The organism is Chryseobacterium arthrosphaerae (assembly GCF_001684965.1).
Taxonomy (GTDB): domain Bacteria; phylum Bacteroidota; class Bacteroidia; order Flavobacteriales; family Weeksellaceae; genus Chryseobacterium; species Chryseobacterium arthrosphaerae.
On the sequence record NZ_MAYG01000001.1, the window covers coordinates 2516542 to 2531126 of the forward strand.

Below are 14585 nucleotides of genomic sequence, written 5' to 3' on the forward strand. Positions count from 1 at the left end.
TATGATGAAAAATTTACTTGTTGTTGGCTTTTTACAGCTTTATGCCCTTCTTTTTTCCCAAAACGGGAAAGCAGTCATGCAGATCACCTATGAAACCCGGATCATTTCTGACAGCCTGAATCGCCAGAATGCACAGCAATACGAAATGGTCCTGCTTTGCAACGCCACCGAATCTGTATATTATAGCCCGGAGGCTAAGAATTATTATACCAGATCTGATAAAACAGCAGGTGTTGTGACCACCGCAGGAGTTATTCCGAAATATCCCAAAACAGAATACAGCATCTATAAATCTGATCACACGCTTACAGCTTTTCTTCCTGTAGGCAAGTACATTTTCAGCTTTAAAGAGCCTGACCTGAAGTGGGAAATCCTCAACGATACTAAAAAAGTACAGAATTATTATTGCCGGCTGGCCCAAACAACAACCGATACCGGAGATATTTTTTTCGCCTGGTATACAGAAGACATCCCCATTCCGGAAGGACCTTTCCGGTTCAAAGAGCTTTCCGGGATGGTGCTGGAAGTTTATAATAAGAGCAGGACCATTGAAATTTCTGCCGCCAGTATACAAAAGAATGAAGAAACCATATCTCCCCTTCCCTATACATCTGTCGTAAAAGCAAAAACCAAAAAACAGTATCTGGAAGCAAGGAAAAACTACATCGATAATCCTTCTCTGTATAATGGAAACATTAAAATATTTGACGCTGCCGGAAAAGAAATCACCCATAAAATAAAAGAAAGGCTTCAGAAAATAAATGTCTTCCTCGATTGAGCTGTTCTTTACATTTCATAAATTTTTATTAAAAAAATTAAAACACTTGTCGGTGTCTTAATTTTTATATACATTAGTATTTCAACAAATTAAAACATAATTACTATGAAAAATTTAAAGAAATTAAAGAGGAATCAGTTGGTATTGATCAGCGGTGGTGATACTGCTTATGCACTTTGCGTAGATGGAGTATGTCCTCCAACCCATGGATATTATTATTGCAGCGGAGATACCTGCTACAGAAACCTCAGCGGAGGCGGAACTGGCGGTGGAACCGGAGGCGGAGGAACTCATTGTAACGAACCTCAACGTTTTTGTATGGAAGGAGAATCAGGTTGTGGATGTGTTTACATATAAAAACACTTGTTTTATCAATAAGAGCGGCTTTTACCGCTCTTTTTTATTTAAAACCTTTATCGTTAAAGAGTTTTCATGAGCTTTTAGTTTTAATACAATTTGAGTATTTTAGCAAAAAAAGACTTATAGCAGATGAATACCAAAAAAAATGTTCTTGAAAAATTGTCTGATCATGAGCTTGAGCAATATATAAAGCCGGAAAGCAGATTCGTTCCTCAAGCCATCCTGTATGCATATGAGATTTTACAGTCAAGAGGAAGAAAATTCACTCATCACGAGCAAGAGCATATCAACTCCATCATTTCGAGGGCTGGAGAACAAAAAACAGAAGGAATACACCCTGATTACACAAAGGCATCCAACCTGATCTACTTATCAGGAGCTGCAGGCATTGGCTCGCTGATCTGGACATCGGAACAATTGAATTCCGGAATGTCTGTTTTTATTGCTGCAGCCGTCCTTGTTTTTGTTTTTGGAACCGGGTATATGATTGGAAAAGGAAATGAAGTGGCCAAATATGTTTTCATCATTTTCTTTGTATTAGGTCTTATCGGGATTCCAACACTGATCGCTCATCTAAGCACCAATCCTGTTTTGGGAGCTATAAATGTTTTACAATTAATTCTTCAGGCCTGGGCTTTTGTCCTTCTGTTAAAAATCCCCGGAAACAAAAAAGTATAACCTCTTACATGAACAGCCTTCTGAAATACATCCGGTCACTTGCACCATTTTCTGATGAAAGCTGGGCTCTGCTTCAGCCTGTTCTGTCAGAAAAAATTTATAAAAAGAAAGAACTGATGCTGCAGGAAGGCGAAGTATGTAATGTTCTGTTTTACATCAGCAAGGGATTCTGTAAAAGCTATTATGAGATAGAAGGTGAAGTAAAGAATACCGGATTTTTCTTTGAAAATGAAATAGCCACCAATATCAGCAGTTTTGGAAGCGGGCAACAATCGGAATTCAATATCGCTGCATGTGAAGAAGTACACACAATTGTTTTTAATAAGGAAAAATTATTTGAAATTGCCAGAGAGGTGCCTGAAATTGAAACACTGGGCCGGCATTGTATCCGCCAGTTTGCTTCAAAACAGGAAGAATTTTCCAGGCTTTTCAAGCTGTATTCTGCGCAGGAAAGACTGAACTATCTTGAAACCCGTTACCCTGAAATGATACAACGGATACCTCTTTCCCAGCTGGCTTCATTCCTGGGTGTTGCCAGAGAAACCCTTAGCAGGATCAGAAAAAGGAGAGTTTCCGGAAAATAACAACGCTTTATAGACATTCACAAAACCATTCAACATCAACAAAATATAATGAAAACATTACTCTGGCAGGGAATCTTTTATCAGTCCCTTGAGCACTTTACTTTAAAAGAACATAATGGAAATTATGCTGTAACCTCCAGAATTATCGGCTGCCTTAAAGACCAGATCTATAGTGTGGATTACCACCTTACGATTGATCTCAACTGGAATATTCTTGAGTTTTTCATCGAATCTGAAGTTAATACCGTTAAAAACAGGCTGACAGGTAAAAAGCAACAGGATAAATGGGAAATTAATGGCCATATCAATCCTGATTTTAAAGGCTTTCAATATATTGATATTTCTCTCACTCCTTTTACAAATACTTTACCGGTCAATAAACTGAAACTGCCGGAAAATGGGGCTCAGGAAATTGAAGTTATTTATATTGATGTCCTGAATCATCAGATCAGACCGGCTCAGCAACGATATACCCGAACGTTCCCAGACCGCTATCTCTATGAAAATATCCAGACTGATTTTACAGCAGAAATTCTAGTGGATGAAAACGGGCTGGTTATTGATTACCCGGAATTGTTTAAAAAAACAGCGGAATTTAAGTCCTGATTTTCCCCTCCTGTTTATAAAAACTCAAGGAAGAAAAAGAAGAGATCAATAATTATCATCTTTTGATGACTGAGTTTGATGAGGAAAAGGAAGAAGATTAACCTTTACTATAATTAATGTAATACAAAAATGGATCCGAGAATACAAAAGATCAAAGACATCATAGAACGGCCTGCCACGGAATTTATCACCGGGGGATTCAGACCGCAAAATACATTGGAGGAATCATGGATCGGACGTGTTTTTGCATATGCCGGACATGAAGAGATTCCTCTGGATCAGAAAGGCAACCCCATGATGCCGCTTTTACAGCTCTATCTCCCCAATCAGCCGTTTGTGCCGGAACTCATCAAAGATAAAAAGCTGATCACTGTTTTTATGTCTTATGATTTCCCGGAAAATCTTGAAAAAATGGGTTCCAACTGGGTGATCAGGGAATATGATAATTTGGAGGATATTGTCATCAAAGACCTCAAAAGCCCGACATCTTATCTAAAACCTTTTCCAATGCGTTCCCAATTGTTCCCTAAAGATGCACCGTTATGGGATGGCGGAGGAATTGAGGATATCGACTACCGTTTAATTTCTGAAATTGTCAGGCTAGAAACAGAAGGACTTTTCAACAGTTATTTCGACATTATCAACCACAGCTACTGTACTAAACTGGGTGGTTACCCTTCCTTCTGCCAACCCGGCATCGGTTTCAAAGATGGTTTCGGCGAAGGTTCTGAATTCGTTTTCCAGATCTCTTCAGACGAAAAAGCTTATCTCAATGTAGTAGACAGTGGAAGTTTTATGTTTGCCAAAAACAAAGACACCGGAGAATGGAGCCTGTATTATGATTTTTATTAAGTTTGAGAAGATTATCAGCTTCTAAAATAAACAAGCCCTATTTCTATAAGGCTTGTTTTTATTTATTCTATACGAGCAAGATACTTGCACTAACAAGGGAATAAGACAATGAAATGAATTCTTAATCTAACTTCTCTTTATTCAATAAGACATGATGCTGAAATTAAGGCGTATTATGAAAGAATCAGGAGAAAAACACTTAAATAATGTGAAATAAACTATAAGCGATAAAATTAGGCTTGATTTAAAGAAAAGAGCCCTGTTGTACGGGGCTCTTTTCATAAAATATTTATTTTAATTTTGTCTCAATTTTTTGAGGCAGATTTTTTACAGTTATTATTCTTACTTCACCACACGATGCAATCGTGCGGGAGCTAGGAATATGTATTATTATTTATTTTCTTTTTTAAATAAATAATATTCTCTAAAAAAAACGTCTACAGAATTTAAATTTTCATTTTTACTTATTATTTCAATAAAATCAGCCCAAGTCGAATTATTTTCTAAATTGAACTTTTTTTGCAACCAATTGTAAAAATCATATCTGAAATCATCTTTATAATGTTCATTTAAAAAAAAACCTCCTAAGAATGTTTCTAAAAAAAAAACATTTTTTTCACGAAAATACATTTGAGGTCTTTTCTCAATGCATGGTAATAATTCTTCTATATTCATGATTTAAAATGGAGTTACTATTGGTGGTTGCATTTTAGGAAATCCAACACCCAAATCATATAACCATTGATTGTAAGGCACACCTTTAGGAAACATATTGTCATATATCATATTGCCAACTTTTACTCCTACATGGTCTCCATTGGTAGAAATATTTCGACCTAAAGTTTCAGACCAAATGTATCCAGTATCAGATTTTAAAGCAACCATTTCTCCTTTCATGCCTTGTCCAGTCATTCTTGTCATTAATTCTGTGGCAAATTCTTTACATTGATATATTTTCTTAAAAGATGATGGCATTGCATCAATTATTGCACCAACACCACAATCATTATACACCAAAATCTCTTTCTCAGAAACATAATAATTATAGTTGCCTTCTACTTCAAAGTTATAGACTTTTACTTTTAAATAATAAAAGAGACTGATTAGATTATTGGTCTATCTCTTTATTTTATTACTAAATTGAATATTTCTATTTATAATTTCTTACTCGGATTTAAAAACCACCTTCCTTCTTTTTTATACAATAATACATTACAGATTAACATTTTAGAGAAAAAAGCTGGATAATAAGAATCTATTATTGCTAATAACTTTGATTTATCGGTCTTTTCAATACATATAAAATTAGTTTTAGGATACTGATTATTTTCTTTTTTATAATTAAATTTTTCATAATCATTACATAATCTTTCAAAGTCTTTAGAATAGACCTCTTCATAATTATTATCTATTATTGAAATAATCCTTTCAGTTGTAACTAATAAATATGAATTATTTAAACTACAATCTAAAATAGGTAATTCATTTTTTTCTAGTGACACAAATTTGGATTCATAGCTATCATCTAATAATTGAGTATTTATTTTATCATTAAAAGTAAGCCAATCTTCTGGCGCTTTATCTACACAGTTAAGACTAATCTCGATCGCTTTGTTTTTAAATTCTTTTATATCCATAATTATTAATGTAAAACTTTTTCCCAAAAAACGGTATCCCCCTCTCTACTAAAAAAATAACCATACTCTCTTGCCCAAAGGGAATTATGTTTAAGATTTTGGTTCATTACCATATTAAATTGTATTCTTACTTCACTCATACCATATTTTCTTGCCATGCTTTCAGCTCCTTCTGTTAATGCTTTAAATACGGCATTCTTCGGCGCACTATTAGCCCTTACAATACCACTAACCTGTACTTCCATTATATCACCAGTTAGCCACCCCATATTTACACTACCATCAAAAACCTGAGTATATTTTCCAACATAACCCAAAAGTTCATTTGTAAAGTGGCAATCATTATGCACTAAAATGCCTTTCTCAGAAACATAATAATTATGATTACCTTCTACTTCAAAGTTATAGACTTTTACTTTCTCATCCAAGAACTTTATAGATTCTACAGGAGAAGTTTTGCCATCTAAAGTAGTTAAAAGCATTCCTTGAATAAGGTCTTTGGCTTCCACCCAGTTTCCGTTTACATAGAACGGGTGTTCCGGTGTACAGGTAATTTCAGTTCCGTTTACAGAGATTTTCACTAATGAAGAAGAAGTATTGCGGGATAGTTCTACTACTTTCTTCAGTTCTTTTTTGCCTGTTTCTTCATTGTAGCTCCAGACAAGATCTCCCTCTTGTATGTCTTCAATCTTTTTGCTTCCTTTTTCCGTGGCTACTAAAGTACCTTCCCTAAAGCATAATTTTATCAACCCTTTGCTTAAGTTTCCTAATGGTCTGCAAATAAAACGGCTAAGATTGGCCGCTCTCCAACCCAATGAAATAAGTTCTCCACCTGCAAAAGATGCAGGAAGCTCCAAAAACAAGAATCGCTCTGCTTCTTCAGTACTTTGTGCTGCCTTACTGTTTTTTACTGCCAGCTGAAAATTGGAAAGGTTTTGTTGGTAATTACGCATAGACTGGTTTGAGCTTAATCCAAAAAATGCGCTTGTAAGCATGCTGTTTACGCTATCTCCCATGCTGATAATGGCGCTGGAAATTATGCCTGCAAGAGAAAAGCCGCTGCCTCCGCCACCTCCGCCGCTTAATTCAATTTCATCAACTGCCATTTCATTAGTTTTAGTGTTTTTCCATCCACTATCCACTCTTTGCCACCAGCCTTCTCCGTCTGTCCATACCTGGCCGATAGAATATCCGTTACTGTTGTTTGGAGGTGTAGATTTTAGCCCCAGAAAATCTATAAACAGAATAGGATTATTGCTGGCATAGGAATAGGACTGCAAAGTTGTATCAGCTAATGGATCAATCACTCCAAACCTTCCGATATCAGGCATATAATTTCTAAAGCTATAGTCATACCAGCCTGTTTCGTCCTGTAACTCATGACCGTTATATCCGTATCGGTAACCTGGATTTCCGGCCATCAGGTTATATCCGTTATGTTTAAGACCAAAAGGATAGTAGTTATTTTCTTCAAGAACTTCCATATTGCCGTTCGTATTTTTATAATAACTCAAACGTACATTTCCTAAATGGTCTTTATAGTTGTAAATATATCTGCTATTCTCAAAATCATAATATCCCTCTGAGGTAGGAACAAACTTTAAAGATACAGGTTGGTCCAGCTTTCCTCCCGTGCTGATCCGTTCATACTGAAAACCATCTAAATAATCTGTTATTGAAGAGGTTTCCAGATTTGTTTTTCCAGATCCGTACGTATAAGTCTTACTAAGTTTTACTCCATCTGCACGGTACAAGTATCGGGTGTTAACATTTACTCTTTCATTTCCCTCAAGTATAAACCGGGGAATATATGTTTTATCAAACGTAATATAATTCGGAAGATCAAGATAATTATACTTTATATCAAGAATACCTTTATCTTTCTGGCTTTTCAGATTTCCGTTTTCTTCATAGTACGTCATCACATTAGTATTCGCAGAAGTATCAGGATACCCTCTGTAATCCATGGAAGAATCAGTAATGGTCAGCAGTCTGTTCCCTGCATAATCATAAGTAAGGTTATCTATTGCTGCGGCTACTGTTTCATTTGCTTTTGCTCCGGTTCTTTTTAATTTAGTGATATTTCCATTTAAATCATAATCTACTTTTTCATAATATTCCTGTGCAGACGGATTGTCGTCCCTCTGATAAAAACCTGCTAAAAGCCTATTGGCAGCGTCATAAGTATATCCATACCTTCGTAAATTATCGTTCGGGGTACTTGCTGTTTTCCAATCTACTTCAGCAATATTTCCGTTGTATCTTGGTTTCACCTGAAGATCAGTATATTCAGCATTTGGAGTTTGCAATCCTTCTACCTGATTATACTTTATCTCATAACCAAACAATTTTCCGTTCAGGTTTTTAGGATCATTGATCTTCGTCATCCAGCCTCTGATGTTATAAGCATAATCAATATCCTGCACAGAGCCAACCGTGGAAGTTCCGCCCACCTTCTTATTCTTCACCTGAGAAAGCTCATTATATGTATTCTGAGTCAAAATTTCAACAGGATTACTGTCTACCTGATGTTTATGTGCTAATAATCTGCTTTGGGGATCATATTCAAATGTTTCTGTAACAGTTTTTTCAATATCAACATTTGTTCTTTTATGTTTTGTAATTGAACGCTGAGTTACTCCCATAAAGTCAACTTCAGTTTCAGTTATGGTATATCCTCCTAAATAATTAGCAGAATACACTCCTATACTTCTGCCTTTTGTGTCATAAAAGCTATACATCCTAGTCCATCGGTCATCTTCTACATTTTTCACATAAGAAGCAGTAGGTAATGATTTTGTACTGATCGATGAATTTTGTGCATCCTGTGATAATACATCCTGACCTAAAATCTGAGCAGGGATAATCATACCTGAAGGAAGTGGCGGATAGGTATCATAATAGTTTAAAGATAATAAGGTTACCCACTTCGTTGAATTGGGATAGGTGGTATCCGGATTATCATAATAGACATCCATGCCTTGTCTTTCAAAAAATGCAGTATTGATTCTATTGACACTGTTTGAACCATATCCGTTGACTATATTTTGTTCCTGAGATCTTTCCCCTCCTGTAGATACCCCGGTAATAGCCACTCTTCCCAACAGATCATATTTGTTATACAACCATTGTCCTTTCTTCTTTAATTCAGCATCCTGAGTAGCAACCAATCTATCCTGTTTATCATACACCATATATTCCCAGCCTTTTCCGGGTACTTTCTTTTCTACCAGCCTTCCAAACTCATCATATCTATATTGGTAACAAAGACTATTTTGTTTGGTTTCATCAATTATTGTCAAAACCGACGCCAATGGAGGAATAACAAAAGTAAGTTGATTGTATTCATTATATAAGTAATAGGTATCAAGGTTATGTGCTCCATCATTTTTTCTGATCAGTATAACCTGATTTTTCCCATTTTTATATTCCGTCATTACATTTCCATCTTCATCAGTAACGGATGTTTTCATTAAAGAATTAACAGGATAATAAGCCCCGCTAAAGCTTAATTGGGAATCTGTTCTGTTCTCTGCCCACGAAGTGGAGATACCATATTTTTTAACTTCACTCGCTGAAGTATTGGTACTGTAACCATATCTTACAGGTTTATCAGACCATGCGTTTCCGACATTGTAGGTTTCCTTTACTCGTGCCAATGGAAAATTTTCCAAAACCTGTTTAGAATATATTTTTTCTGCACCATAAATTTCAGGGTTGGCCGCATTATTCAGAGGGTTTTCATAGATCGCTCCATTCTGTGTTCCTGTTTGTGGAACAGGCAAGTATGATTTTGAAATCCTTCCGTCAGCATCATATTCTATATGGCCTACTACATCTTTCTGTGTTGGGGAAGCTTTTACCCCAACGATTTGCTTAGGCCTTCCCAATCCATCAAAGTACTGGACGGTTTCTGCTTTTTTTATACAATCGGCATCCAGACAGTCCTTTGTATATATATAGTTTTTTGTATTGGAAGGCGAAATGCTCTGTGCAAATATTTGTCCAAAAGTCATCAAAAAACTTCCGATAAATACTATCTTTTTCATGATTTTTCTTTTTAAAAACTAATTGGAAATGTAATATCGAAATTCACTATTGTACCATTAGGCAATGATGATGATCCTGTTGTAAGCTTTGCAAAAATATTTCCATTAGGATAAATAGTAATTTTCCAATTTCCATAAGTAAATGTTCTTCCTGCAAAACTCATTGTGCCTGTTATAGCTTCTATACAATTCCCATTTATTTTCCCAACCGTTTGACCAATTGCCCAGGAAAGACTGCTATCATAAGGAAAGTTCATCTGTAATCTAAAACTAGATGTATTTGGCATAGTTAGAGATGCACTATTTAATACAGCAATATCATATCCCTTAGAAATCGTACATGACAATGGTGTACATCCTGCATTCTGATTAGTGATATTTTGCCCGTTAGCCTGAATGTCCTGTAGTGCCTTTTGATTGGCATCATCCTGGCTTATTAACGAAAAATATTTCTTGGCAGGAACTAAGTAGGTATATTTATTAGGTAAATATCCTATGGAACAGTTATTAGCAATATACTCATTACCCATTTCGTCATTTGCATAAATCGTAGGAGAATAATGATAATCATATTTTTTTAGAACTTTTCCGTCTTTATCTAAAATTTGAGATATTCTATGAGAAGGATCATACACATAAATTTCCCTAAACCCATTGGCAGAAGTCTTACTTGTGACTCCAACGATGGGGTCATAGGTATATGTTTCAACCAGATAATTCTTTAACGCAATATCTTTTCTCATATTATCAAGAGCAAGAATCAATGCTGCTTCATTAGAGGAATCGTCATCATCAGCATCTGAAGCAGAAACAGCAGCAGTAACAGAACTAAGATTTGCAATATCGGTATAAGTAGCCCCTACTATTTTAGCTATAGCCTGCGTTTGGTGGTATCCCCAAATAGTAGCAGTTGGAATACCATTTTCTGCACTGGTTTCTCTTAAATTGCCTTTATCATCATAGTTGTTAAAAGTGATTTTTTTTGAAGAATTTTGATTTTGAACATTGTATGTTAATGCCGATGTTGGATATAATGTAGACGGATTATCTAATTTCACTTCCGATTTGCCCACAACTATTCCGTCATTCTTAACTTCTGTTTCTAAAGGAGTTGACACGATATTAGCATTAAGAAGTTTTTGAATGTTTTTTTCGTTAGCATATTTGAAATTACTTTCAATTACCGATCCATCATAAGATATTTGTTTACGGGAAATTACATTATTGTATAGGCTTTCGTATTGATTTTCTAATGTATTAGTTAAGAAAACACCGTCTATTTTATCTTTTATTGTTTTAGTTTCTTTTTTTATAATGACCTTTTTAATAGGCTGTCCGTCATATTTAATATTGCTGAACGTTAAAATTTCGGGCTGATAAGAGAATTCTGACTCTTGTATAAGATCATTATTATTTCCATATATTTCTTTTTTCTTCATGAGGCCCGCCCGTGTCAAATATCCGCTAAAGTTTATAAATGAATAAGTCAATCCTGAAAGATTAAATATTTCATCAGAACTATAAAAAAAATACTTTATATAGGTATGATCTAATTTATTAGTTACTTTAATATTTGAATATCCAATGATTCTATTTGATATGTTTTCTTGAAAATAATCGCCCGGAATTCCTAAATCTTCATCAATGCTTTCTCCGCTTGTTATCAGAGGGTCGGAGAATTTATTATATTCATATTCTACCCATTTTGAAGGCACCACCGATTCTGCATCATAGTTTTTAATACTTTTTATTCTTAGTCCATACCCCAATTTATTATTGTGCTTTCTTGCTTCTTTGATCCTATAAAATTCCAGTTTTCCATACCCTCGTCTTGCTCCGGATAAAAAGACTTTTGATCCCGAATATGGAAAAACTCTAATTGACGGGCATGGATAGGTGGACATGGGATTTATATAATCATTTGAAAATGAAACACTCCCATCAGGCTGTAACAGATCGTATTGTATTTCATTTGAAACACCTGGCTTTGAAGGAGGATAGGGATATAGAGAATATGAATACTTTACATATAGATTTCCTTTATATCCAGATGGTAAATTTAAATCATAATTGATCGAAGGATCATTAGTATCAAAATTGAGGGTATAAACTTTATCCAAATCATAATAATCATAACAAGCACCACCAGTACAAAGATCATTGTAAGCAGCATTTCCTTCTGCTATCGAATTGCTTTCAAATTCATATTCAATACGCCCCCCTGTCGGTAAATTTATAGTTTTTAAAGAATTTAAATTTGCTGTTTTTGGATTGGTCCCTGATGGTGAGATCAGAACCCCTTCATCCAAGCTACAGGGATCATAAAAATTAACATATCCAAAAGTATCAACATTCTCTGGAACCCCAAAAATCCTGTTATACTCAAATGTATGCTTACTCACAATATTATTATTTTTATCAAGATTGTGAAGATAATTCAAAAATGTTCCATCACCCAGGAAAGCATATTGATTAATAATATTATTATTTTTGTCTCTCAGGATTAATTTATCCACCTGATACCAATCTGCGTTTCCTTTATTTTGAACTGAGTGCGGAGCAGGATTAAATTTATATTTAAATTCAATGCTTCCATACCCAGTAACATTTATTTTTTTGATTTTGTTATCTTGTACTGTTCCAATAAATTGACTCACCAATTCTGTTGTAGTTTCATACTCAAACGTGGCAACCTGCTGATTTTTATTATTTGTTATTGATGATAGTAAAAAGGCACTATTACCTACTTTGGTATTTGATGGAAGCTCCTGTTGGGTATTTTGGTATCCAAAATGAAACTTATCAATATTGATTTTATCAAAAAGATATGAATTTCCGTTTTCGTCAATAATGTTGAAGGAAGAAACTTTATTTGTCGTACCACTATTTTTAGTAATGATTATTTTATTATTCGAAGGCTGTAGTTCTACAGCAACCAGTTCATTTGAAGCCTGATCTTTTCCAATATAAAATCTACCGGATTTACCCAAAAAGCTATAATAATAAATTTCTGAAGATGATTCTTTGGTTGTATCTGAACTTAAATAATCATTGACATTCTTCAGGTTATTTTTAAAAATACTTCCCCCATACTGTAAGCTCCAGCCTTTTCCTACATCACTAATCATTTTATGGGCAGAAACACCTTCAGCAGAGTAAGAAATTGATATTCCAATATTAATATTTGATAATGCAGGTATATTAAAAAGAGGTAGACTTATATCTGGAATTCCATTATGAACATTGACATTAGAATTACTTAGATGATCGTTTTTTTGAAGTTCTATCGGTTCATTCTGCCCCTTATAATTTGCATAGAAAAGCATAATCATTGTGATTAAGGCTTTGTATATATAATTTTTCATTGTTACTTTTTAATCAATTTGGAATTTGCCGTTTTATTGTTATTCGTTTTTATCGTCACCAGATAAGCGCCCTGTACAAGGTTCTGTGTATTGATCTTGGTCACATTATTCTTTGTCTTCAGACTCTGAAGCTGCCTTCCGCTCATATCATACAACAGAATTTCAGCTTCTTTGAAATCAAAGCCGATTTCTACATAAGTATAATCGGAGACCGGGTTCGGATAAATCCTGATATCCTGTTTTTCGATCAGCTGACTAACCTGCTTGTCTCCCAGCTTTATAATCTTCCAGTTTTCTTTCCCCAGTTCTTTGGCACTGGTCCCGGCCAGGATTATAGAACCATCCCGGTTCAGTTTCAAATCTGAAAGTCTTTCTTCTCTCTGTCTTGATTCTCCTGCCACATGTTTTCGCCACTGCTCATTGCCATTCTGATCCAGATACAGCATCCAGAAGGTTTCATCATCTTTTTCTATCCTGCCTTCAGCCTGAGTGTAGCCACCCAGCAATATTCCTGTTGTAACATCTTGGCTCTTGGTTCTTGATTCCTGGCTCTTTGTAATCACACTCATTCCCATCAGAACATCTCGGTTCTTGAAGTTGTAGGATTTTTGCCACTGCTCATCACCTCTTTCGTTTAGGGCGATTAACCATAAGTCAGTACCTTCTTGGATACCTACTGTTTTGTTTCCCGATCTTTCGGATCTGGATTCGCCACCAATGACATAACCAGTGGATGTCAAGGCTAAAGTTCTGATATGGTCATCTCCTTTCCCGCCATAGTTCTTTTCCCATTCTACTTTTCCATTCTTGTCCAGTTTTACAATCCAGTAGTCGCCTTCACCGAAGTTGCTGCTGGCTTTTGGCATCTGGCTAAGGGCTGTAGAGGTGGCAGATGAAAGGTTACGGCTTGCAGTATTTGTAGTTGATGATTTGCTTTCAGAGGTGCTGATACCGGAACCTGAATCACGGAACTCGGAGCTCCTGGAATAAATTCCCAGTAAGGCTCCACCGTCTTTCGTTGGAATCATTTTTTCAACTTCATCCAGACCTTTTCCGCCTAAAATAAGCTGTGAGAGTTCTTTGCCATCTTTATCAAGTCTTGTGATCCAGACGTCTTTGGAACCGTAGCCTTTGGATGAGTTCTGGACATTGCCGGCAACAAAGAATCCTAAATCGGTGGTTTGAATGACTGATCGGGCTTCTTCATCTGAGGAAGTTCCCAATGTTTTCTGCCATAGTTCATCGCCGAATTCATTAAGCCTGATCAACCAGATATCGGATCCTCCTCTGGAATTCTCTCTCTTATCGAGTCCTTTCCCAGAATAGGAGGTTCCGGCCAGAAGGAAGCCTCCGTCCTGGGTGGTAACGGTGGCTGACAGATAGTCATGATTCTTCCCCGAGAAATATTTTTCCCAGACCTGATCTCCCTGCTGGTTGAGTTTTACCAGATGGAAATCGTAACCATTATTCTGCTTACTGCCTGAAGCCTGCTGCTTATTGCTTTGAATAGAGCTTCCCGTGATAAGGTATTGCTGATCAATGGTGGTGGTAACCTGGCTGAGAAAATCCTGGGTGGAAGATTGGATGTCTTTCTGCCATACCACTTCCTGGGCGGATACCCCAAGGATTGTGCATAAGGTAAATGCACCTGTGTAGAGTTTTTTCATGCTTATGTT

Annotated in this window: 12 protein-coding genes; 6 read left to right on the forward strand and 6 right to left on the reverse strand. The window is 35.8% G+C overall.

What is annotated here, in order from left to right:
• Window position 1: 1 nt before the first annotated feature.
• The 6 genes from BBI00_RS11315 (at window position 2) to BBI00_RS11340 (ending at window position 3858) form a co-directional block, all read left to right on the forward strand.
• The gene (locus tag BBI00_RS11315; RefSeq protein ID WP_065398865.1) at window positions 2-778 is read left to right on the forward strand and encodes a GLPGLI family protein; all 777 of its coding nucleotides are present in this window, start codon (window positions 2-4) and stop codon (window positions 776-778) included.
• Between the two features lie 105 nt (window positions 779-883).
• Window positions 884-1135 carry a hypothetical protein gene (locus BBI00_RS22960; protein WP_083988480.1) on the forward strand — a complete coding sequence of 84 codons (252 nt, stop codon included), beginning with the start codon at window positions 884-886 and terminating at the stop codon, window positions 1133-1135.
• Window positions 1136-1267: 132 nt separating this feature from the next.
• Complete coding sequence (locus tag BBI00_RS11325; RefSeq protein ID WP_065398867.1) at window positions 1268-1816, forward strand: hypothetical protein; 549 nt, start codon at window positions 1268-1270, stop codon at window positions 1814-1816.
• A gap of 8 nt (window positions 1817-1824) precedes the next feature.
• Window positions 1825-2400, forward strand: coding sequence for a Crp/Fnr family transcriptional regulator (locus BBI00_RS11330; protein WP_065398868.1), 576 nt, complete (start codon window positions 1825-1827; stop codon window positions 2398-2400).
• 48 nt (window positions 2401-2448) lie between these two features.
• On the forward strand, window positions 2449-3006 hold the full coding sequence (locus BBI00_RS11335; RefSeq protein ID WP_065398869.1) for a putative glycolipid-binding domain-containing protein: 558 nt from the start codon (window positions 2449-2451) through the stop codon (window positions 3004-3006).
• A 129-nt stretch (window positions 3007-3135) separates the two neighbouring features.
• Window positions 3136-3858 carry a YwqG family protein gene (locus tag BBI00_RS11340; RefSeq protein ID WP_065398870.1) on the forward strand — a complete coding sequence of 241 codons (723 nt, stop codon included), beginning with the start codon at window positions 3136-3138 and terminating at the stop codon, window positions 3856-3858.
• A gap of 390 nt (window positions 3859-4248) precedes the next feature.
• On the opposite strand, the gene BBI00_RS11345 is transcribed toward BBI00_RS11340, so the two are convergent.
• The 6 genes from BBI00_RS11345 to BBI00_RS11370 all read right to left on the reverse strand — a co-directional run bounded on the left by BBI00_RS11345 (window position 4249) and on the right by BBI00_RS11370 (window position 14576).
• Window positions 4249-4533, reverse strand: a complete 285-nt coding sequence (locus BBI00_RS11345; protein ID WP_065398871.1) for a hypothetical protein — start codon at window positions 4531-4533, stop codon at window positions 4249-4251.
• Window positions 4534-4536: 3 nt separating this feature from the next.
• Window positions 4537-4833, reverse strand: coding sequence for a papain fold toxin domain-containing protein (locus BBI00_RS11350; RefSeq protein ID WP_065398872.1), 297 nt, complete (start codon window positions 4831-4833; stop codon window positions 4537-4539).
• Between the two features lie 179 nt (window positions 4834-5012).
• Window positions 5013-5495: a hypothetical protein gene (locus tag BBI00_RS11355; RefSeq protein ID WP_123902263.1), complete on the reverse strand. Its 483-nt coding sequence runs from the start codon at window positions 5493-5495 to the stop codon at window positions 5013-5015.
• A gap of 5 nt (window positions 5496-5500) precedes the next feature.
• Window positions 5501-9544 carry a DUF6443 domain-containing protein gene (locus BBI00_RS11360; protein ID WP_065398874.1) on the reverse strand — a complete coding sequence of 1348 codons (4044 nt, stop codon included), beginning with the start codon at window positions 9542-9544 and terminating at the stop codon, window positions 5501-5503.
• A gap of 11 nt (window positions 9545-9555) precedes the next feature.
• The gene (locus BBI00_RS11365; protein WP_065398875.1) at window positions 9556-12909 is read right to left on the reverse strand and encodes a DUF5977 domain-containing protein; all 3354 of its coding nucleotides are present in this window, start codon (window positions 12907-12909) and stop codon (window positions 9556-9558) included.
• 2 nt (window positions 12910-12911) lie between these two features.
• Window positions 12912-14576 (reverse strand): T9SS type A sorting domain-containing protein, encoded by a 1665-nt coding sequence (locus tag BBI00_RS11370; protein ID WP_065398876.1) that lies wholly within the window; start codon window positions 14574-14576, stop codon window positions 12912-12914.
• Window positions 14577-14585: the final 9 nt, after the last annotated feature.